Source organism: Mesorhizobium koreense (genome assembly GCF_031656215.1).
GTDB lineage: Bacteria > Pseudomonadota > Alphaproteobacteria > Rhizobiales > Rhizobiaceae > Mesorhizobium_L > Mesorhizobium_L koreense.
The window spans coordinates 1,950,230-1,972,248 of sequence record NZ_CP134228.1 but is presented as its reverse complement, the minus strand read 5'-3'; the positions used below and the strand labels follow the sequence as shown (position 1 = coordinate 1,972,248).

Here is a 22,019-nt window from a genome sequence, read left to right as displayed (position 1 = left end):
GGGTAGCTCTTTTCACACCACAGAGCCACAGGCAAAGCCCGAAAGTGCTTTTCTGTCGACAGACGGCCGAGCCGCTGGCGAAACGAACATGCGGAATGACCCCGCTTCACGAAATTAACTTGCGTTTCTTCCCGAACTTTTTTCCATTTCCGTCTTGTACGGTTGGTGGTTTTCTGTCATAGCTGAAATAGGACAGCAACACTGTCTTATTTGATCGCGTTCCCGGATGGCCGGATTGGCGTATAGTGACGCCTTCCGGATTTTCGCATGGAGTGGTGCCCCTTCAGGGTGAAGGCGCATTCCAGATACAATCTGGGCACGATCCAACCCGCGATAGCGGCAACAAAACGGAGATTAAGAGGATGACGGACGTGACGCCCTCTGTGATGCCTGGTGCGATGCCGGCGGCGCAGGCGAAAGCGTTTGCGTCGAAAACGGGCCGAGACGGCTTCGCGCGACAGGGCCTCTACGATCCGAAGAACGAGCACGATGCCTGCGGCGTCGGCTTCATCGTCCAGATGAAGGGTGTGAAGTCGCACGGGATCATCGAGGACGGGCTGCAGATGCTCGAGAACCTCACTCATCGCGGCGCGGTCGGCGCAGATCCGCTGATGGGCGACGGTGCCGGCGTGCTGGTGCAGATTCCCGACCGCTTCTTCAAGGCCGAAATGGCGAAGCAGGGGATCGAGTTGCCGCCGGTCGGCCATTATGGCGTCGGCCACTGGTTCATGCCGCAGGATGCGGAATTGCGCGCCCATGTCGGCTCGATCATCCGCGACGCCGCTCAGGCGGAAGGCATGCCCTTGCTCGGTTTCCGCGACGTACCGGTCGACAATTCCTCGCTTTCCAGGGCACCCGAGATCGTCGCTGCGGAGCCTTTCCACCAGCAGGCCTTCTTCGGCCGCCCCGAGACCATCACCAGCGACGACGAGTACGAGCGCCGGCTCTACATCCTGCGCAAGGTGATCTCCGGTCGCATCTATGACGAGCACGGCAAGCGCGATATCGGCTCCTATTGTGTGTCTATGTCGGCGCGGACCATCGTCTACAAGGGGATGTTCCTCGCCTATCAGGTCGGTGCCTATTACAGGGACCTGTCCGATCCGCTGTTCGAATCGGCACTCATCCTCGTCCACCAGCGCTTCTCGACCAACACTTTCCCGTCCTGGAAGCTCGCCCATCCCTACCGGATGATCGCCCACAATGGCGAGATCAACACGCTGCGCGGCAACGTCAACTGGATGGCCGCGCGTCAGGCCTCCGTCGATTCGGAACTGTTCGGCAACGACATCCAGAAGCTCTGGCCGATCTCCTACGAGGGCCAGTCGGACACCGCCTGCTTCGATAACGCGCTCGAATTCCTCTGGCAGGGCGGCTATTCGCTGGCCCACGCGATGATGATGCTCATCCCGGAAGCCTGGGCCGGCAACAAGTCGATGACGCCCGACCGCAAGGCCTTCTATGAGTACCACGCGGCACTGATGGAGCCCTGGGACGGACCTGCCGCCGTCGCCTTCACCGACGGCCGCCAGATCGGCGCGACGCTCGACCGCAACGGCCTGCGCCCCGCCCGCTACATCGTCACCGACGACGACCGCGTCATCATGGCGTCCGAGGCCGGCGTCCTGCCGGTGGAGGAAAAGCATATCGTCCGGAAGTGGCGGTTACAGCCCGGCAGGATGCTTTTGATCGACATCGAAAAGGGCGCCATCGTCTCCGACGAGGAGGTGAAGTCCGAGATCGCCGCGAAGCATCCCTACAAGACCTGGCTTGCCAACACCCAGCTCATCCTGGAGGATTTGAAGCCGGTCGAGCCGCGTGCGCTTAGAAGGGACGTCTCGCTCCTCGACCGCCAGCAGGCCTTCGGCTACACGCAGGAGGATCTGAAGCTTCTGATGGCGCCGATGGCGACCACCGGCCAGGAGGCTGTGGGCTCCATGGGCACGGACACGCCGATCGCGGCAATGTCCGACAAGCCGAAGATGCTGTACGCCTATTTCAAGCAGAATTTCGCGCAGGTGACCAACCCGCCCATCGACCCGATCCGCGAGGAACTGGTGATGAGCCTCGTCTCCTTCATCGGGCCTAGGCCGAACATCTTCGACCTTGTCGGCTCGTCGCGGCGCAAGCGGCTCGAAGTGCGCCAGCCGATCCTGACCAATGGCGATCTGGAGAAGATCCGTTCCATTGGCCACACCGAGGATCGCTTCGACACCAAGACGATCGACATCACCTATGCCGCCAACGAGGGCGCGGCCGGCATGCCGGCGGCGATCGATCGCCTGTGCGAGCGGGCCGAAGCGGCGGTTGCCGGCGGCTACAACATCATCATCCTTTCCGACCGCCAGATTGGGCCGGATCGGATCGACATCCCGACACTGCTCGCCACCGCGGCCGTCCACCATCACCTGATCCGCAAGGGGCTCAGGACTTCTGTCGGCCTCGTGGTGGAATCGGGCGAGCCGCGCGAAATCCATCATTTCTGCTGCCTTGCCGGCTACGGCGCGGAAGCGATCAACCCCTATCTCGCCTTCGATACGCTGACCGAGATGCACCGCATCGGCTATTTCCCGCCGGAGGTGGACGCAAACGAGGTGGTCACCCGCTACATCAAGTCGATCGGCAAGGGCATCCTCAAGGTCATGTCCAAGATGGGCATCTCGACCTACCAGTCTTATTGCGGCGCGCAGATCTTCGACGCGGTCGGGCTGAAGAGCGATTTCGTGGAGAAATACTTCACCGGCACCGCCACCACGATCGAGGGCGTCGGGCTGAAGGAAATAGCGACGGAAACCGTTCGTCGGCACACCGACGCTTTTGGCGACGATCCGGTTCTCCAGCATGCGCTGGAGGTCGGCGGCGACTATATGTACCGCATGCGTGGCGAGGCGCATATCTGGTCGCCGGACACGGTCGCGACCCTGCAGCACGCGGTCAGAACCGGTTCCTGGCAGACCTTCAAGGACTATTCGGCCCAGATCGACAGCCGCACCGCGGAGGCCCAGACCATTCGCGGCCTGTTCCGCATCCGGACGGCCGAGGAAGCAGGGCGCAGGCCTGTGCCACTCGAAGAGGTCGAGCCGGCATCGGAGATCGTCAGACGCTTCTCGACCGGCGCCATGTCCTTCGGCTCGATCTCCAGAGAGGCGCATACGACGCTGGCGCGCGCCATGAACGCCATCGGCGGCAAGTCGAACACCGGCGAAGGCGGCGAGGAGCCGGACCGCTACCTGCCGCTTTTCGACGGCTCGGCCAATCCGGAACGCTCCGCCATCAAGCAGGTGGCGTCCGGCCGCTTCGGCGTGACGGCGGAATATCTCGTCAATTCCGACATGATGCAGATCAAGGTCGCACAAGGCGCCAAGCCCGGCGAAGGCGGTCAGTTGCCGGGCCACAAGGTCGATGCAACGATAGCCAAGGTGCGCCACTCGACGCCCGGCGTGGGCCTGATCTCACCGCCGCCGCACCACGACATCTATTCCATCGAGGACCTGGCGCAGCTCATCTACGACCTGAAGAACGTCAACCCGACGGCCGATATTTCGGTGAAGCTCGTCTCCGAGGTCGGCGTCGGCACGGTCGCGGCCGGCGTCGCCAAGGCGCGCGCCGACCACATCACCATCTCCGGTTACGACGGCGGCACCGGCGCCTCGCCGCTTACCTCCATCAAGAATGCCGGCTCGCCCTGGGAGATGGGCCTTGCCGAAACGCACCAGACGCTGGTGCTGAACAGGCTGCGCAGCCGCGTGGCGCTTCAGGTCGACGGAGGCTTGAGGACCGGCCGTGATGTCGTGATCGGAGCGATGCTGGGCGCCGACGAGTTCGGCTTCGCGACAGCGCCGCTGATAGCCGCCGGCTGCGTGATGATGCGCAAGTGCCACCTCAACACCTGCCCGACCGGCGTGGCGACGCAGGACCCCGTGCTGAGGAAGCGCTTCAAGGGTCAGCCGGAGCACGTCATCAACTTCTTCTTCTATGTCGCCGAGGAAGTGCGGCAGCTTCTGGCCGACCTCGGTTTCCGCAGACTGGACGAGATCATCGGGCAGTCGGACCTGCTCGAGAAGGAGGCGCTGATCGCGCATTGGAAGGCGAAGGGGCTCGACTTCTCGCGGGTCTTCTACAAACCCGACGCGCCGAAGGAAGCGATCTACCACACGGAAGGCCAGAAGCACCCGATCGACGACGTTCTCGATCGCAAGCTGATCGAGAAGGCCGCGCCCGCGCTTGAATCGAAGCTGCCGGTAAAGATCGAAATGCCGATCCGCAATGGCGACCGTTCGACTGGCGCGATGCTCTCAGGCGAGGTCGCCAAGCGCCACCGCCACAAGGGGCTGAAGGACGACACGATCTCCGTGAAGCTGATCGGCACGGCCGGCCAGTCCTTCGGAGCCTTCCTAGCGCGCGGCGTCACCTTCGAGCTGATCGGCGACGGCAACGACTATGTCGGCAAGGGCCTTTCCGGCGGCCGTCTCATCATCCGCCCGGCCGAGGATGCCCGGATCGTCGCCGAGGAATCCATCATCGTCGGCAATACCGTGCTCTATGGCGCGACCGAGGGCGAGTGCTATATCCGCGGCGTTGCCGGCGAACGCTTCGCTGTACGCAATTCAGGTGCCGCCGCCGTCGTCGAGGGCGTCGGCGACCATGGCTGCGAATATATGACGGGCGGCATTGTGGTCGTAATTGGCAAGACGGGGCGTAATTTTGCCGCCGGCATGTCGGGCGGCGTTGCCTATGTGCTCGACGAGGAAGGCGATTTCGCCGACCGCTGCAACATGGCCATGGTCGAACTGGAGCCCGTCCCAGAAGAGGACGACATGCTGGAGAAGCTCCTCCATCATGGCGGTGACATCGACCACAAGGGCCGTGTGGACGTCTCCGGCGACATGACCAGCCACGACGAGGAGCGCCTTTACCAGCTGATCGCCAACCATTTGCATTTCACCGGCTCGACGGGGGCAAAGACGATCCTCGACCATTGGGCCGACTACCGCCCGAAATTCCGCAAGATCATGCCGGTCGAATACCGCCGTGCGCTCCAGGAGATGGAGCGCCTGCGCATGAGCGTGGCGGCGGAATAGGGATTTTGTTGAACCGATGAAACATCTGGCATATGTTTTAGCATATGCCAGATGGAGATCTCCATGAACGCACATGACAAAGATGTCCGTACGGCCAGCCTGTTTCGCAACGGGCGCAGCCAGGCGGTGCGAATACCGAAGGAGTTCGAATTCGAAGGTGACGAGGTTCGGATTACCCGCGATGAAAAGGGAAAGCTGATCGTGGAGGAAATCAGGAAGAAGCCGACGCTGCTTGAGGTCCTCGCGACGCTGGAGCCGCTTGGCCCTGAAGATCGATTTCCTGATATTGACGACAGCGATCTACTGCCGCTGGACGATATCAAGCTGTGACCCTTTATCTGCTGGACACGAATGCGGTGTCAAACCTTGTTGATGAGCCGAAAGGTCCCGTTGCCCGCAGGATCGTCCAGGTTGGTCCGGGTAATGTGGCGACCAGCATCATCGTCAATAGCGAGATCGAATACGGTCTGGAGTTGAAGCAGAGCAAGCGGCTGACAGCGCAGGTGAAACAGGTGCTTTCGGTGCTGCCTGTCCTGCCGTTCGAACAGCCCGCCGACCACCACTATGGTTCTCTCAGGGCGCACCTGAAGAAGCGAGGTTGGCCGATCGGCCCTAACGACATGCTGATTGCCGCCCATGCTCTAGCGCTGGATGCGACACTGGTGACGGCGAATGTAGGCGAGTTTTCCCGGGTTCCCGGGCTGAAAGTTGAAAACTGGCTGCAAATGCAGTCGTAAATTTAGTTACCCAATGAGGTCGGAATTCCCATGGGCAAGGTTACAGGCTTTCTCGAGATCGACCGGCAGGTGCACAAGTTCCAGCCGGCTTCCGACCGCATCCGGCATTTCCGCGAGTTCACGCTGCCGATGTCGGACAAGGAGGTCGAGAAACAGGCCGCGCGCTGCATGGATTGCGGCGTGCCCTATTGCCATGGGCCGACCGGCTGCCCGGTCCACAACCAGATCCCCGACTGGAACGACCTCGTCTATGCCGGCGATTGGGAGAATGCGATCCGCAACCTCCACTCCACCAACAATTTCCCCGACTGGACGGGCCGCATCTGCCCGGCGCCCTGCGAGGAGGCCTGCACGCTGAACCTCGAGGATATCCCGGTCGCCATCAAGACGATCGAGCACGCGATCGCCGACAAAGCGTATGAACTGGGTTACCTCAGGCCCTATCCGCCGGATCACAAGACCGGCAAGAAAGTCGCGATCATCGGCTCCGGCCCGGCCGGCATGGCCGCCGCCCAGCAGCTTGGCCGCAGTGGCCATGACGTACATGTCTACGAGCGCGAGAGCCGGCCTGGCGGCCTGATGCGTTATGGCATCCCCGACTTCAAGATCGAGAAGCACCATGTCGACCGCCGCGTGGTCCAGATGAACGGCGAAGGCGTCACCTTCTTCTGCGGCGTCAATATCGGCGTGGACAAACCGGTTGCCGAACTTCTCGCCGAATATGACGCGGTGATCTATTGCGGCGGGTCCGAAATACCTCGGCCGGCCGGTATCCCCGGCACGGAGCTTCACGGCGTTCATGACGCCATGCCCTATCTGGTGCAGCAGAACCGTCGCGTCGCCGGAGAGGACATCCAGTCGCGAGCATGGCCGGAAGAGCCTATCCTGGCTGGCGGAAAGCATGTCGTGGTCGTCGGCGGCGGCGATACGGCGTCGGACTGCATCGGCACCGCCTTCCGTCAGGGGGCGGTGCGCGTGACCCAGCTCGACATCCGCCCGCAGCCGCCCGAGCGCGAGGATAAGCTGACGGTGTGGCCCTACTGGGCGACAAAGATGCGCACCTCATCCTCTCAAGCCGAAGGCGTCGAGCGGGAATTCCAGATCGCCACGCTCGAATTCGTCGGTGAGGAAGGAACGCTGACGGCCGTGAAATGCTGTGAGGTTGACGAGAGGCGCAAGCCGGTCGAAGGCACGGACTTCTTCATCCGCGCCGACCTCGCCTTCATTGCCATCGGCTTCGCAGGGGCTTTGAGCCAGGGCGTCGTCGGCGAACTCGGCGACGCGCTCAAGATGGACAAGGACCGTCGCGGCTCTCTCAACGTCGCCGCCAACGAAATCGACTACCGCACCAGCGTCGACAAGCTCTTCGTCGCCGGTGATGTGCGGCGCGGCCAGTCGCTGGTTGTCTGGGCGATCCGCGAGGGACGCCAGGCGGCGCGCTCGGTCGACGAGTTCCTTATGGGATCGACCGTTCTGCCGCGATAGTCTTTCACGAGCCTGCATTTGATAATAGGGGCCGGCAGGAATTGCGCACCGTCAGCCGGCCCTGGAGAACCAGTCGTCGCGGCGGGTCGTCCATCTTGCGCTCAAGCCTGTCCAAGATGAGCCGCGCCGCATGTTCGCCGATGGCCTGGACGGGCTGCGCGACCGTCGTCAATTGCGGGTGAAAGACATCCGCCCAGGGAAAATCGTCGAAGCAGGCGACCGAAACATCCTCCGGACATGACAGGGCGAGGTCGCGCAGCGCCTTCATGACGCCGATGACCATTAGATTGTTGGCCGCGAAGATCGCCGTCGGCCGCTCCGGCAGTGTCAGCAGTTCCATTGCCAGTCGGTAGGCTTCGGCCTCCCGGTAGTCGCCACGGCGCACCAGCGCCTCCTCATAGGCGACGCCGACCGCTTCGAGAGAGCGCTTGTAGCCGGTCAGGCGATCACGCCCGGTCGATGTGTCGAGGGGTCCCGAAATATAGCCGATGCGTCGATGGCCAAGTCCGAGAAGGTAGGTCACCGCGTCGAACACCCCCTGCTCGTTGTCGAGCACGACAGCATCCGTATCGACACCATCGCAGATCCGGTCGATCACAACGGCAGGCACATTCGTGCCGGACAGGATACGCTCCAGATTGGCGTCGTCGCCGGCCGGCGCGATGATAAGCCCGTCTACCATGCGGTCGAGGAGGAGCTGGATCTGCTCGTCCTGCATTTCGATATCTTCGTCGTTCGAACACAGCATGACCGCATAGCCGGCCTTATGCAGCACCTCCTGGATAGCCGCCACCACATCCGTGAAGAACGGGTTGGTGATGTCGGCAACGGTCAGGCCGATCGTGCGCGTCGTACCCATCTTTAGGCTGCGCGCTATCGTGTTGCGCTTGTAGCCGATGTCGCGAATGGCCTTTTCGATACGCGCCGTAAGTTCCGGACTCACCACCGCCGTGCCGTTGACGGCTGCCGACACGGTGGCGACCGAAACACGCGCCGCCGCTGCCACGTCCAGCATCGTTGGACCGCGCGAGCCTCTCGTCCGTCTGCGTTTGGTTATGGTCATTTCCCCGGAACATCAGTACGCCCGGCTGACTTGATACCGTGATTTCAGCCGCCGGTACAATATTCCGGAAACCTCGCAGCACCAGGCCGCAGCGTATCAGGCCAGGACGCGTCCGTCCGCCCCGAAACGATAGATGCGCGCAGGATCGGGCGAGGCATATAGCACGTCGTCGGCGCCGAAACGATGTTCACCGAACAGGCGCGCCGTGACGAAGCCGGCGGTCTCGGTGCTGAGATAAAGGATCGTATCAGCGCCGAGATGCTCGGCATGGAGCACGGAACCCTTCCATTTGCCGTCATCCCGGGCAACCGAGATATGTTCCGGTCGAATGCCGACGGTCGCGGCGCTCTCGCCGAGCCTGGAACCCTCGATGAAATTCATATGGGGCGAGCCGATAAAGCCCGCCACGAAGAGGTTTGCCGGGTTGTTGTAGAGTTCCATCGGCGAGCCGACCTGCTCGACCACGCCCTTGTTGAGGACGACGATGCGGTCGGCGAGCGTCATCGCCTCGACCTGATCGTGGGTGACGTAGATCATCGTCGCCTTGAGCTCGCGATGCAGCCGGGCGATTTCGAGCCTGGTATTGACCCTTAGCGCCGCGTCCAGATTGGAAAGCGGCTCATCGAACAGAAAGAGCTTCGGCTTGCGCACGATCGCGCGCCCGATGGCGACGCGCTGCCGTTGCCCGCCGGAAAGCTCGGACGGTCGCCTTTCGAGATAGTCGTCAAGCGACAGCATCGAGGTCGCGGCCCTGACACGCGCCTCGATCTCGCCCTTCGGCGTACCCGCCTGCTTCAGCCCGAGCCCCATATTGTCGCGGACGCTCAGGTGCGGGTAGAGCGCATAGGACTGGAACACCATGGCGATGCCGCGCTTGGCCGGCGGCACCGTCATGACCTCCTCGCCGTCGATCCGCACACTGCCGTCGGTCGCATCCTCAAGTCCGGCAATGACCCTGAGCAGCGTTGATTTCCCGCAGCCCGACGGCCCGACGAAGGTAACGAACTCGCCGTCCTTCACGTCGAGGTCGATGCCCTTCAGCACATCGACCTTGCCGAAGGATTTGCGGATGTTTTCAAGTGTCAGCGAACCCAAGAATTCATTCCCTGCTTATAATTTGACCGCTTGGCCTGTACGCACGCTCTCGTCGGCAGCAAGACAGACGCGCAGCGATTGCACCGCGTCTTCCATATGGCGCGTCAGGTCCAGATCCTCGCGGATGGCCTTCAGCACGAAAGCCTGCTCGCGCTCGCACAATTCCTGGTGCCCCGGTTCGCCTTCCATCCGAAGCAATTCGTCCGGCTTGGAAAAACCGCCGTCCGGGTCGAGTTCGGCCTTGTGCAGCCGGATGGTCGAAGTCTTGGTATGAGTGTCAATGTCGTCCGATCTGGCGCCCTCGTCCATGACGATGGACACGCAGCCTTTGGGCGAGATCACATCCTTCACGAAGAAGGCCGTCTCCGAGATCATCGGCCCCCAGCCGGCTTCGTACCAGCCGACCGATCCGTCGTCGAACAGCACTTGCAGATGCCCGTAATTGTACATTGGCGGATCGATCTCGTCGGATAGCCTAAGTCCCATGCCACGCACTTCGACCGGCCTCGCATCGGTGATCTGGCACATCACGTCGACGTAGTGCACACCGCAATCGACGATTGGAGATGTGGTCTGCATGAGCTGCTTGTGGGTCGCCCAGGTGACCCCGCTCGATTGCTGGTTGAGGTTCATGCGGAAGACGTAAGGGCCGCCGAGCGCCCGCGCCTCGGCGATCAGCCGAGCCCATGATGGGTGGTGCCGCAATATGTAACCGATGACGAGCTTGCGGCCGTTCGCCTTCGCGGCGGCTACCACGCGCTCGGCGTCCTCCACCGTCGTGGCGAGCGGCTTCTCCACGAAGACGTGGCAGCCGGCTTCCATCGCCGCCACGGCATAGTCGGCATGGCTGTCGGAATAGGTGTTGATGGAGCAGAGTTCCGGGTGGAGTTCGCGCAGCGCTTTGAGAAAATCCAGGAAGATACGGTAAGGACTCAACTCTTCAGGCAAATCGATTGCCGAGCGGTTGACGAGCCCGACGATCTCGAAGCCAGGATTGCGCCGATAGGCGAGCGCATGGCTGCGGCCCATATTGCCGAGCCCGGCGACAAGCACCCTCACCGGCTCTAGTGATCCGTCGTTCACTTCACCGCTCCCGAGGTGATCCCGCGGATGAGCTGTCGCGAGAAGATGAGATAAAGGACAAGCACTGGCAGGATGGCGAGCGACAGCGCCGCCAGCACGGCATTCCAGTTGGTGACGAACTGGCCGAGGAAAAGCTGCGCGCCGAGCGTCACCGTCTTGGTGGCTTCCGAGGGCGCCAAGATCAGCGGAAACCAAAGGTCGTTCCAGATCGGGATCATGGTGAAGACGGCGACCGTCGCCATCGCCGGCCGCACCAGCGGCAGCACGAGGCGGAAGAAGATGCGGTATTCGCTCAAGCCATCGATGCGCCCGGCATTCTTCAAATCGTCGGAAACCTGCTTCATGAATTCCGACAGGATGAAGACGGCAAGAGGGATACCCTGCGCCGTATAAACGAGGACCAGCGAAGTCAGCGTATCGACCAGCCCGCTTGCCACCATCAGTTGCAGGATCGCCACCGTGCCGAGCCGGATCGGGATCATGATGCCGAGCGCGAGATAGAGCCCCATCAGCGTGTTGGTGCGGAAGCGGTATTCGGCAAGCGCGAAAGCCGCCATGGCGCCGAACAGGAGCACGAGGAAGATGGAGACCACCGTGACGACGAGGCTGTTCCAGAAATAGAGCGGGAAATTGCCCTGCGACATGACCGTCGTATAGCCGATCAGGTCGAAGGTCTGCGGGCCGGGCAGCGAAAGCGGCGCGCGGAAGATCGCGCCACGCGACTTGAACGAGTTCACCACGACGATCAGCACGGGGAAGAGCGCGATCACCGTATAGACGATCAGGATCGCATGTGCCGCGATTGCGCGTGGGATGGAGGTGCGCGCCTTGTTCATCGCGGCCTCAGAACTGATAGCGGCGGAGCCGCGTCTGGATGGCGAAAAGATAGAAGCAGACACCGATGAGGATGATGAAGAACATCATCGAGGCGATCGCCGAGCCCATATTCGGGTCGCCGAGCTGGAGTTGGAAGCCGAAGAAGGTTCGATAGAGGAACGTGCCAAGGATATCGGTCGAGAAATTCGGCCCGCCAAGCGCGCCCTGGGTGACATATACCAGGTCGAAGGCGTTGAAATTGGCGACGAAGGTCAGGATCGAGATGATGCCGATCGACGGCAGGATCAACGGCAGCTTGATCTTCCAGAACTGCGCCATGCCGGTGATGCCATCGCATTCGGCCGCCTCAATCACCTCGTCAGGGATCGACAGGAGCGCGGCATAGATCAGCATCATGGGAATGCCGACGAACTGCCAGACCGAGATCAGCGCAACCGTGGTCAGCGCCGTGTCCGGAACACCGAGCCACGGATGGAAGAGGCTGCGCAGGCCAACCTCCTTGAGCAGCATCGGTGCAATTCCCCAGAGCGGCGACAGGATCAGCTTCCACACGAAGCCGACGATCACGAAGGAGAGGATGGTCGGCACGAAGATCGCGGTGCGATAGAAAGCACGGAATCTCAGCTTGTTGCTTGAAAGCAGCGCCGCCAGCAGGATGCCGATCGGGTTTTGCACCAGCATGTGGATGAGCGAGAACCAGACGTTGTTCTTGAAGGCGTTCCAGAAGGCCCCCGACCAGTGTGGGTCGCCGAACAGCGCCCTGAAATTGTCGAGGCCGACGAAGACCTGCTTCTGGTCGATGTTGCGGAAAAGTGAAAGCTGCAGCGTGCCGAAGAGCGGCAGGATCATGATGGCCGTATAGACGATAAGCGCCGGCGCCAGGAATATGGCGATATGCCAACGTGTCTGCTTGCGCGCGACCGCCATCCCGTCCCCGCTGCTCGATTTGAACGATCCGCCCGGCCGCGCTGGCGACCGGGCGGATGTGTTGCCCAAGATTACTTGCCCGGATGATACCAGCTATCCAACCCGTCCTGGAGCTTTTTCGCGGCTACCTCCGGCGTCTCGGTGCCATTGATCACGTTGGCCGAGGCGCCCCAGCTCTCGTTCTCGAGGTTCGGCGTACCACGCGACAGTATCTGGTAGGTGGCGCGCATGGTCGGCTTGCAGCTCTCGCGCCAGCTCAGGAATTCCTTGGCGAGCGGATCCTTCAGTTCGACCTTCTCCTTGGTGAGCGGGAAGAAGCCCGGCAGCGCGTTGCCGTAGATCTCCGCGAAATCCTTCGACGCGACCCATTCGAGGAATTTCTTCGCCGCTTCGGGATGCGCTGACTTGGCGTTCATGCCGAGCGCATGGTCGGGTTGATCAGAGATGTAGCAGGTGTCGCCTTCCTTCGGCAGCGGCGGCGGGAACGCGCCCATCTTGAACTGCGCCTGCTTGTTGAACACCGAGATTTCCCATGAGCCGGCCGGATAGATCGCCGCACGGCCAAGCGTGAAGAGGTTCTGGCTGTCGGGATAGGACTGCGCCTGATAGCCGTCGCCCATATAAGGCGCCCAGCCGGCGAGCACCTTGAAGGGCTCGACGAAGGCCGGATCGGTCAGCTTCGCCGTGCCGGCGATCAATGCCTTGCGGCCTTCCTCGCCTTTCCAGTAGTCCGGGCCGATATTCTCCCAGCCCATCGTCGCGGCTTCCCACTGGTCCTTGGTGCCCATGGCGAGCGGTGTATAGGTACCGTCGTCCTTGATCTTCTTGAGCACCTCCATGAACTCGTCATGCGTCTTGGGCGGCGTGATCTTGAGCTCGTCGAAGGCATCCTTGTTGTAGATGAAGCCATGGATGACCGAGGCCATTGGGACGCAGAACGTCGTCTTGCCATCGTCCGTCTGCCAGGCCGCCTTAGCGACATCGGAGAAATTGTCCATGCCCTTCAGATCGTTGACCGAAGTCAGATAGCCCTTCTTGAAGAGGTCGAGCGAGGCATCGAACGGACGGCAGGTGATGAGGTCGCCCGCCGAGCCGGCCGCCAGCTTGGCGTTGAGGGCCGCGTTGTATTCGGTCGGCGCGGCGGCGGCGAAAACGACCTTGATGTCCGGATTGGCCTTCTCGAAGGCTGGGATGATCTGCTGCTGCCAGACCTGCGTATCGTCGTTGCGCCAGCTCTCGATGGTGAGCGTCACGCTGTCGGCATAGGCGAGGCTCGCCGATCCGAAAAGGCTCGACGCCAGAAGCATCAGCCGGATGGAATTCTTCTTCATGTCAATCTCCCTGTTAACGGCGTTCATCCGCCGGTCTTGCCGGAGCCGTGGCTCCCCTCGATCATCGAAGCGCCGGCGACTGTCGTTCCCCGGTACGTTCGAGAATTCTATCGGCGGCTTCCGCCGTCCCGGCGGGCTCCGCCTTTCAAAAAGGCTTCAGACCTCCCTGTTCGTGCGGCCGGCCGGCCACGCGATCCTCCAGACCGTTGATTATGATGCCAAAAAAATACCACTTGTCCAGTGATCGTTAACAATTTTTTGGAGCGCCGCCGCAGAAACTTGGTGGATTCAATGTTATATCAAATAGATAGAGGACAAATACGGCTTTCCGAAAATCGGGACTTGGTTATTGGTAGTTAATTGGTATGATGATCGCAGGAGGATCGTCGTGTGGATCACATGATCGCCATCGATGGCGGCGGAACAAGCTGCAGGGCGCTGGTCGCGGACGGCGATGGCGTCATGCTCGGCCGCGGCAAGGCCGGCTCCGCCAACATCATGACGGATATGGAAGGCGCCTGCAAAAACATCGTTGCCGCGGCCGAGGCCGCATGCCGCGATGCCGGGCTGGCGCCCGATGTCATTCGCTCCTCCGGCGCCCTGCTCGGCCTCGCCGGCGCCAATATCGGCAATTACGGCGAGCGCATTCGCGCTGTTCTCCCCTTCGAACACTCGATCGTGGAAACGGACGCCCTGATCGCGCTGAACGGTGCGCTTGGCACGGAGGACGGCGCCATGGCGATCCTGGGGACCGGCTCGATCTTCATGGCGCGCAGCAAGGGAGCGATCCGCAGCGTTGGCGGCTGGGGATTCATGGTCGGGGATCTCGGCAGCGGCGCGCGCGTCGGCAGGGCGCTCCTCCAGGAAGCCTTGCTTGCGCACGACAATGTTCACCACGGCTCGGCGCTTACAAGCGAGGTCCTTCGGCGTTTCGAGGACGATCCGCAAACGCTGGTGGAATACGCACATATGGCACGACCCGGCGAATTCGGCACCTTCGCCCCGCTCGTTTTTGAGTATGCCGAGCGCGGCGATCCGATCGGCAACGCATTGATCGAGGGTGCCGTGCGCAGCATCGAAGAGGCCTTGAAGGCCATTATGCCGCCGGATTGCGACCGGCTCTGCCTGCTCGGCGGTCTGGCAAGGCTTTATGAACCGTTCCTCGGCCCGCGTTTCCGCAAATTGGTGAAAGAACCACGGGGCGACGCGCTGGAAGGCGCACTCGGGCTGGCGCTCCAGCGCTTCCACGGAGCGGAGGCGCGCCGCCATGGATGATCTAAGGCAGGCGATCTTCTCCAGGCAGGGCCGCGCCCCTGTGGCGGACGGTCCCCTCTATCTGTCGCTCAGGAACAACATATCGAAAGCGATAGAAGGCGGCGTCCTGAAGCCTGGCGACGCGCTGCCTTCCGAGCGAGACATCGCCGAACTTGCCGATGTCTCGCGCGTCACCGTGCGCAAGGCGGTGCAGAGCCTCGTCGGCGACGGGCTGCTTATCCAGCGCCACGGATCGGGAACTTTCGTTGCGCCGAGGGTGGAGCGTGTGCAGCAATCGCTCTCCTCGCTCACTTCCTTCACGGAGGACATGGCCCGCCGCGGCATGAGGGCGGAATCGGTGTGGCTCGCCAGGGGGCTTTATCCGCCCTCGCCGGAAGAGATGCTGACGCTCGGCCTGTCGGCGACCGACCGTGTGGCTCGCGTCGAGCGGCTCAGGCTCGCTAATGGAACGCCGCTCGCCATCGAGCGCGCTTCGCTTGCCGAAGCCACGCTTCCCGATCCTTCGTCCGTGGAAAATTCGCTTTATGCCTGCCTGAAAAAGAACGGCAACCGGCCCGTCCGCGCCATCCAGCGCCTCTCCGCCGCCCTGCTCGACAAGGAGGATGCCGAACTGCTCGGCGTGCCGCCGGGCTCCGCCACGCTGAATATCGAGCGCATCGCCTATCTGGCATCGGGCAAGGTGATCGAATTCACCCGCTCGCGCTATCGGGGCGATGCCTACGATTTCATGGCGGAACTCAGGCTCGGCGACGGCAGGTAGGAAGATGAACGCACCGACCTTCATGCAACAGGAGATTGCCGGCATACCGGATGCGGTGGCTACGTTCCTCGACCGTTCCGCCGCCACGATCGCCAGGGCCGGGAGGCGGCTACGCGACAAGGACCCGGCGCTGATCGCTACGGTCGCGCGTGGCTCTTCCGACCATGCCGCGAACTATCTGAAATACGCAGCCGAACTTTCCGCAGGCATCCCGGTCGCCTCGCTCGGTCCGTCGATCGCCTCGATCTTCGGTGCGCGTCTGAAGCTCGACCGCGCCGCCTGCATCGCCATTTCGCAATCCGGCAAGAGCCCCGACATCGTCAAGATGGCCGAAACGGCAAGGGAAGGCGGCGCGCTTGCCATCGCGCTCACCAACACAGCCGGTTCGCCGCTGGCGGATACCTGCGACGAGGTCATCGACATCCTTGCAGGGGCCGAACGCAGCGTGGCCGCCACCAAGACTTTCGTAAATTCCGTCGTCGCCGGCCTCGCGCTTCTGGCCGAGTGTATCGAGGATGACCGCCTGCGCCGCGCCCTCGGCGCCCTCCCCGGCCAATTAGAGGCGGCACGCAATTGCGACTGGAGCACGCTTTGCGAGGCGACCGACGACCATGAATCGCTCTTCATCCTGGGTCGCGGCCCTTCGCTCGCCATCGCCGGCGAGGCGGCGTTGAAGTTCAAGGAGACCTCGTCGGTCCATGCCGAGGCCTACAGTTCCGCGGAAGTGATGCACGGCCCCGTCTCGATCGTTGGCGGCGGCTTCCCGGTGCTGGCGCTTGCCGCGCGCGATGCCGCCGAGCACTCGATCGTGGGAGCGGCCGACGAACTGACGGATAAAGGCGCGGCAGTCTTCGTCACCAGCGATACCGCCTTTTCGGCGAGACGGCTGCCCTTCACCGCGACCGGCCACACGCTCACCGACCCGCTCGCCCTCATCGTCTCCTTCTACGCCTTCATCGAAGCCTTCGCCCGGCGGCGCGGGCTCGATCCCGATCACCCGACCCATCTGCGCAAGGTGACGGAGACGAGATGAGTTCTATTCTCGCCGTAAGGGGCGCCCGCATCTTCGACGGAGAGGACTGGCACGACGGCAAGACGCTGCTCGTGTCTGGAGAGACGGTCGAGGGCATCATTGCGACGGCCACCGTGCCGGCGGATGCCGAAACGATCGACCTCCCCGGCGGCTTGCTCGCACCGGGCTTCGTCGACCTTCAGGTCAATGGCGGCGGCGGCGTCATGCTGAACGACGATCCGTCCGTCGAAACGATCCGCCGCATCTGCGCCGCGCACGCTCCCTTCGGCACGACTTCCCTTCTGCCGACGCTCATCACCGACACGCCGGAGACGACGGCCGCCACTCTGGAAGCAGGCGCAGCGGCGGCACGCGAGAAGGTGCCCGGTTTTCTCGGCCTCCATCTCGAAGGCCCGCATCTTTCCTTGAGCCGGAAGGGCGCGCACGATCCGGATCTGATCCGGCCGATGGAGAAAGCCGATCTTGATCGCCTGGTAAACGCCAGAAGCTCTATGCCGGCCCTGATGACGACTGTGGCGCCGGAAACGGTGACGCCGCAGCAGATCGCCGCGCTGGCAGGCGCCGACATCGTTGTCAGCCTCGGCCATTCCGATGCCGGTTTCGCCACGGCCCGCGCCGCGATCGAAGCCGGGGCGCGCCAGATGACCCACCTTTTCAACGCCATGAGCCAACTTCAGCACCGCGAGCCGGGCATGGTCGGGGCAGCACTCGATTCAGGCGGGATATCGGCCGGCCTGATCGCCGACGGCTTCCATGTCGACCGCCACGCCATCGCCATTGCCTTGCGGGCGAAACGCGGCCCCGGCCGGATTTTCCTTGTTACCGACGCCATGGCGACCATCGGCACGGATATGACCGAATTCACACTGAACGGCCGCACCATCCGCCGCGAAGGTGGCCGGCTCACCCTTGCCGACGGCACGCTTGCCGGTGCTGATCTCGACATGATCTCGGCTGTCCGCTTCATGCATCGGGAGATCGGCCTGCCGCTCGAAGAAGCGCTGCGCATGGCCTCGTTCTATCCCGCCGAGGCAGTTGGTCAGGAGCATCGCCTCGGCCGCATCGGCGAAGGCCGTCCCGCATCTTTCGTGCACCTCTCCGATGCGCTTGAGGTGCAAAGCGTCTGGATCGAGGGAAAGCGCGTCCAGCGGGGATGAGGCGTGCTGCGAAGGCGTGGGCTGGGAGGGCGTGCGTCCTTCGAGGCTCGCTGCGCTCGCACCTCGAAGGACGCACTTACGAAGCGATCCGCCTTTCCTCCAGCGCATGGCACGCGGCGCGGCTTTGGCCGTATTCCTTCAGCGGCGGCCTGACCTTGTCGCACGGCTCGAACCTGAACGGACAGCGCGGATGGAAATGGCAGCCCGGAGGCGGGTTGACCGGGTTCGGAATCTCGCCTGCGATCGGCGTCCGTTCCTTGCCCGTCATGTCGATGTCGGGCACGGAATCGAGCAGCATCTTCGTATAAGGGTGCTGCGGGTCGGAGAAGAGCGCGCGCGCCGGCGCCTCTTCCACCAGCCGTCCGAGATAGAGCACGCCGACACGGTTGGCGACATGACGAACGACCGCCAGATTATGGCTGATGAAGAGGTAGGTCAGCCCCAGCCGCTCCTGCAGGTCGCGCAGCAGGTTCAGGACCTGTGCCTGCACCGAGACGTCGAGAGCCGACGTCGGCTCGTCGCAGACGATGAATTCCGGATTGGAGGAAAGCGCCCGCGCGATGGCAATGCGCTGCCGCTGGCCGCCGGAGAATTCATGCGGAAACTTGCCGGCGTCACGCGGATCGAGACCGACAAGGCTCAGAAGCTCGCCGACACGGTTCTCGCGCCCGCGCTTCTCTCCGATCAGGCCGAATGCCTTGATCGGCTCCTCGATGATGGAACCGACGCGCCAACGCGGATTGAGGCTGGCGAAAGGGTCCTGGAAGATCATCTGGATGCGCCGGCGGATCTGCCGCTGTTGCGCGCCGCCGAGTTCCTTCCAGATATCCACACCGTCGATGCGCACGCTGCCTGCGCTGGGCGGCAAAAGGCCCACCACCATCTTGGCGATGGTGGATTTTCCGGAACCGGATTCTCCGACCAGCGCATAGGTCTCGCCGCGCCGGATCGACATATCGACGCCGTCGACGGCGGTCAGCATCACCTTGCCGCTGCCTTCCAGCACGCGGTTCAGCCAGCGTTTGGACAGATCGAAGGTGCGCCCGAGCCCTTCGATCTCGACCAACGGGGTGTCGGCGCCTTTGTGCGCCGGCCGAGACTGGGAAAGAGCCCCCACACTCATGGTTCGGCCCCTTCCCTCGTTCGCACGTCGATCCCGCCGGTAATCGCGTTTCGGACGATGTCGGCGGGTGGAGCCTCACCCGACGCATCATGTAGGAAGCAGGATGCCTGGCTTGTGCCTGCGGGATAGATGCCCGGCCGCTCGCGCGTACAGCGGCCGAAGCGGTAGGTGCAGCGCGGATTGAAGGCGCAGCCCGCCGGGATCGCGCCGAGACGAGGCATGGAGCCGGGGATCTGCTCAAGCTTCTCGTTCGGATCGTCGACGAGAGACGGGATCGCTGCCATCAGCCCATGCGTGTAGGGATGCTGCGCCCGCTTGACGACATCGCGCACCGCGCCGATCTCCGCCAGCCGCCCCGCATAGAGCACGCAGACCCTGTCCGCCGTCTCCGCGATTACGCCCATGTCGTGCGTGATCAGCATGACGGATGTCCCGCGATCCTTGCAGAGCCGCTTGATGAGCGCGATGATCTGCGCCTGCACGGAAACATCGAGCGCCGTGGTCGGCTCGTCCGCGATGACGAGTTCAGGGTCCGCTGCCAGCGCCAGCGCGATGACCACACGCTGGCGCATGCCGCCGGAGAACTGGTGCGGATAGGACGACATGCGAGTGCCGGCCGCCGGAATACCGACTTCGATCAGCAGGCGCTCGGCTTTTTCGGCGGCCGCCTTCGCCGACATCTTCTCATGCGTCAGGATCGTTTCGGTGAGTTGCTCGCCGATACGATAGAGGGGATTGAGGCTGGTCAGCGGATCCTGGAAGATCATGCCGATGCGCTTGCCCCTGACCTGCCGCATCGCCGAAGGCGACAGATTGTCGATGCGCTCGCCGGCAAGAAGGATTTCGCCGCCCGCGATGCGGCCGGGCGGATCGAGCAAGCCGATGATCGCGGAGCCGGTTATGGACTTGCCAGCGCCGGACTCGCCAACAACGCCAAGCACCTCGCCTGGAGCGATATCGAAAGAGAGATCGTCGATCGCGGTCAGCACGCCACGCCGCGTCGGTATCTCGACCCTGAGGTTCCTGACGGAGAGCGCGGCGGTCATCTAAGCTTCGGATTGAGTGCGTCGCGCAGCCAGTCGCCGAGTAGGTTGACGGCCAGCGCGAGGATGGCAAGCGTGATGCCGGGGAAGATGGTGATCCACCACTCGCCGGAGAACAGGAAATCATTGCCGATGCGGATCAGCGTGCCGAGCGACGGTTGGGTCGGCGGGATACCGACGCCGAGGAACGAAAGCGTCGCTTCGGTGATGATGGCGAGTGCGAGATTGATGGTAGCGATGACCAGCACCGGCCCAAGCACATTGGGCAGCACATGCCGGAACATAATGGTCGCAGGCTTCAGCCCGATCAGCCGCGCGGCAAGGACATACTCCTTGTTGGCTTCGACCAGCACCGAACCACGCACGGTTCGGGCGTATTGCACCCAGAAGGAAAGCCCGATCGACAGCACCAGCACCCAAAAGACGATCTCGTCATAAGCCTTCGGACCGGCAAGACCGCGCGCCACTCCGTCGATGATAAGGGCCGTCAGGATCGCGGGGAAGGTCAGTTGCACGTCGGCAACGCGCATGATGATCGAATCGACCGCTCCGCCGACATAGCCGGCGATCAGCCCAAGCGTCACGCCGATGAAAAGGGCAAGGACCACGCTGGCGAAGCCGACGGCAAGCGAGATGCGCATGCCGTAGAGGATGGTCGAGAACACGTCGCGCCCCTGGTCGTCCGTTCCGAGCAGGAAGCCGGCCTGGCCGTCGCTGGACCAGATCGGCGGGTAGAGACTATCCATGATCGAGATTTTAGACGGATCGAAAGGATCGTGCGGCGCGACCCATGGCGCGAACAAGGCTGCGAGGATCAGGACTACCGTCACCAGCGCCGCCGCCATCGTCAGCGGCGAGCGGCGGAAGGAGTAGAAGAGGTCGCTGTCGACGAAGCGCCGCGCCAGGCCGGGCGGTGCCTCGGCCGGGGTCTCGACCATTTCCGTCAGTTCGCTCATGCCTTGGCGCCCCCTATCCGGATGCGGGGGTCGACCGCGACGTAGAGTATGTCGACAATGAAATTGATGAGCGTGAACAGGAAGGCGATCAGGAGCAGGTAGGCCGCCATGATCGGGATATCGACGTTCTGCACGGCCTGCAGGAACAGGAGGCCCATGCCGGGCCACTGGAACACGGTCTCGGTGATGATGGAGAAGGCGATGATGGAGCCGAGTTGCAGGCCGGTGATGGTGATGACCGGCACCAACGTGTTCTTCAGCGCATGGCCGAAATTGATGGCACGCCGGGAAAGGCCGCGCGCGCGGGCGAACTTGATGTAGTCGGTGCGCAGCACTTCCAACATCTCGCCACGCACCAGCCGCATGATAAGCGTCATCTGGAACAGGCCGAGCGTGATCGACGGCAGTATGATCGATTCAAGGCCCGTCTTCGTCAGTAACCCCGTCGTCCAGTATCCACCCAGCGAAACGACGTCTCCCCGCCCGAAGGACGGCAGCATGCCGAAATTGACCGAAAATATGAAGATAAGAAGGATACCGATCAGGAAGGTCGGCAGCGATATGCCGGCAAGACTGATCGACAGGAACAGCCGTGACAGCCAGCTATGCGGATATAGCCCCGTATAGACCCCCATCGGCATTCCGATCACCAGCGCGAGGATGGCGGAGACAATGGAGAGTTCCAGCGTCGCCGGCAGGCGTTGGGCGATCAGTTGAGAAACGGGCTGCTTGATCTGATAGGAAATGCCGAAATCGAAATGCGCAGCCTTGTCGACGAACCGGGCGAACTGAACGTAGATCGGGTCGTCGAGTCCGAGTTCCTTGCGTAAGAGCGCGCGTTGTTCTGGCGGCGTGTCGTTGCCGACGAGTTGGCTCACCGGATCGCCGACGAAGCGGAACATCACGAACGAGATCATCGCGACGACCAGCATCACGCCGATGGCCTGGATCAGTCGCCGGATGGCAAAAGCCAGCATTCAAATATCCTTGGAAGGTCCTGCCCGGACCGGAAAGGCCCGGGCAGATATCAAAG

18 protein-coding genes are annotated in these 22,019 nt (G+C 62.7%); 8 read left to right on the top strand and 10 right to left on the bottom strand.

Annotated features, from left to right (window positions below):
• Positions 1 to 362: 362 nt before the first annotated feature.
• The 4 genes from gltB to RBH77_RS09345 all read left to right on the top strand — a co-directional run bounded on the left by gltB (position 363) and on the right by RBH77_RS09345 (position 7,303).
• Positions 363 to 5,081 (top strand): glutamate synthase large subunit, encoded by a 4,719-nt coding sequence (gltB, locus tag RBH77_RS09360; RefSeq protein ID WP_311031851.1) that lies wholly within the window; start codon positions 363 to 365, stop codon positions 5,079 to 5,081.
• A 63-nt stretch (positions 5,082 to 5,144) separates the two neighbouring features.
• Positions 5,145 to 5,411 (top strand): antitoxin, encoded by a 267-nt coding sequence (locus RBH77_RS09355; protein ID WP_311031850.1) that lies wholly within the window; start codon positions 5,145 to 5,147, stop codon positions 5,409 to 5,411.
• Entirely contained in the window at positions 5,408 to 5,818 is a 411-nt protein-coding gene (locus tag RBH77_RS09350; protein ID WP_311031849.1) for a type II toxin-antitoxin system VapC family toxin, read from the top strand. The genes RBH77_RS09355 and RBH77_RS09350 overlap by 4 nt, the downstream gene beginning before the upstream one ends.
• A gap of 30 nt (positions 5,819 to 5,848) precedes the next feature.
• Positions 5,849 to 7,303 (top strand): glutamate synthase subunit beta, encoded by a 1,455-nt coding sequence (locus RBH77_RS09345; RefSeq protein ID WP_311031848.1) that lies wholly within the window; start codon positions 5,849 to 5,851, stop codon positions 7,301 to 7,303.
• Between the two features lie 4 nt (positions 7,304 to 7,307).
• On the opposite strand, the gene RBH77_RS09340 is transcribed toward RBH77_RS09345, so the two are convergent.
• From RBH77_RS09340 to RBH77_RS09315, 6 genes are all read right to left on the bottom strand, one after another.
• Positions 7,308 to 8,318, bottom strand: coding sequence for a LacI family DNA-binding transcriptional regulator (locus RBH77_RS09340; RefSeq protein ID WP_311031847.1), 1,011 nt, complete (start codon positions 8,316 to 8,318; stop codon positions 7,308 to 7,310).
• Positions 8,319 to 8,462: 144 nt separating this feature from the next.
• Positions 8,463 to 9,461, bottom strand: coding sequence for an ABC transporter ATP-binding protein (locus RBH77_RS09335; protein WP_311031846.1), 999 nt, complete (start codon positions 9,459 to 9,461; stop codon positions 8,463 to 8,465).
• A gap of 15 nt (positions 9,462 to 9,476) precedes the next feature.
• Complete coding sequence (locus tag RBH77_RS09330; RefSeq protein WP_311032488.1) at positions 9,477 to 10,490, bottom strand: Gfo/Idh/MocA family protein; 1,014 nt, start codon at positions 10,488 to 10,490, stop codon at positions 9,477 to 9,479.
• A gap of 50 nt (positions 10,491 to 10,540) precedes the next feature.
• A complete protein-coding gene (locus RBH77_RS09325) occupies positions 10,541 to 11,380 on the bottom strand; it encodes a carbohydrate ABC transporter permease (protein ID WP_311031845.1) in 840 nt (279 codons plus the stop codon).
• A 7-nt stretch (positions 11,381 to 11,387) separates the two neighbouring features.
• On the bottom strand, positions 11,388 to 12,308 hold the full coding sequence (locus RBH77_RS09320) for a carbohydrate ABC transporter permease (RefSeq protein WP_311031843.1): 921 nt from the start codon (positions 12,306 to 12,308) through the stop codon (positions 11,388 to 11,390).
• A gap of 71 nt (positions 12,309 to 12,379) precedes the next feature.
• A complete protein-coding gene (locus RBH77_RS09315) occupies positions 12,380 to 13,639 on the bottom strand; it encodes an ABC transporter substrate-binding protein (RefSeq protein WP_311031842.1) in 1,260 nt (419 codons plus the stop codon).
• A gap of 399 nt (positions 13,640 to 14,038) precedes the next feature.
• Here RBH77_RS09315 and RBH77_RS09310 point away from each other — a divergent pair, with 399 nt between their 5' ends.
• Genes RBH77_RS09310 through nagA form a run of 4 tightly spaced genes read left to right on the top strand, consistent with a single transcriptional unit; the run spans position 14,039 to position 17,864 of the window.
• Positions 14,039 to 14,914, top strand: coding sequence for a glucosamine kinase nucleotide-binding domain-containing protein (locus RBH77_RS09310; protein ID WP_311032487.1), 876 nt, complete (start codon positions 14,039 to 14,041; stop codon positions 14,912 to 14,914).
• Positions 14,907 to 15,674, top strand: coding sequence for a GntR family transcriptional regulator (locus RBH77_RS09305; RefSeq protein WP_311031841.1), 768 nt, complete (start codon positions 14,907 to 14,909; stop codon positions 15,672 to 15,674). Before RBH77_RS09310 ends, RBH77_RS09305 begins: the two co-directional genes overlap by 8 nt.
• Before the next feature lie 4 nt (positions 15,675 to 15,678).
• Positions 15,679 to 16,707: an SIS domain-containing protein gene (locus tag RBH77_RS09300; RefSeq protein WP_311031840.1), complete on the top strand. Its 1,029-nt coding sequence runs from the start codon at positions 15,679 to 15,681 to the stop codon at positions 16,705 to 16,707.
• Entirely contained in the window at positions 16,704 to 17,864 is a 1,161-nt protein-coding gene (gene nagA, locus RBH77_RS09295; RefSeq protein ID WP_311031839.1) for an N-acetylglucosamine-6-phosphate deacetylase, read from the top strand. The genes RBH77_RS09300 and nagA overlap by 4 nt, the downstream gene beginning before the upstream one ends.
• Before the next feature lie 76 nt (positions 17,865 to 17,940).
• On the opposite strand, the gene RBH77_RS09290 is transcribed toward nagA, so the two are convergent.
• From RBH77_RS09290 to RBH77_RS09275, 4 genes are read right to left on the bottom strand one after another with little or no spacing between them, the layout of a single operon-like run.
• Entirely contained in the window at positions 17,941 to 18,987 is a 1,047-nt protein-coding gene (locus tag RBH77_RS09290; protein WP_311031838.1) for an ABC transporter ATP-binding protein, read from the bottom strand.
• Positions 18,984 to 20,033 carry an ABC transporter ATP-binding protein gene (locus tag RBH77_RS09285; RefSeq protein WP_311031837.1) on the bottom strand — a complete coding sequence of 350 codons (1,050 nt, stop codon included), beginning with the start codon at positions 20,031 to 20,033 and terminating at the stop codon, positions 18,984 to 18,986. The genes RBH77_RS09290 and RBH77_RS09285 overlap by 4 nt, the downstream gene beginning before the upstream one ends.
• Positions 20,030 to 20,986, bottom strand: coding sequence for an ABC transporter permease (locus RBH77_RS09280; protein WP_311031836.1), 957 nt, complete (start codon positions 20,984 to 20,986; stop codon positions 20,030 to 20,032). Before RBH77_RS09280 ends, RBH77_RS09285 begins: the two co-directional genes overlap by 4 nt.
• The gene (locus tag RBH77_RS09275) at positions 20,983 to 21,963 is read right to left on the bottom strand and encodes an ABC transporter permease (RefSeq protein WP_311031835.1); all 981 of its coding nucleotides are present in this window, start codon (positions 21,961 to 21,963) and stop codon (positions 20,983 to 20,985) included. Before RBH77_RS09275 ends, RBH77_RS09280 begins: the two co-directional genes overlap by 4 nt.
• Positions 21,964 to 22,019: the final 56 nt, after the last annotated feature.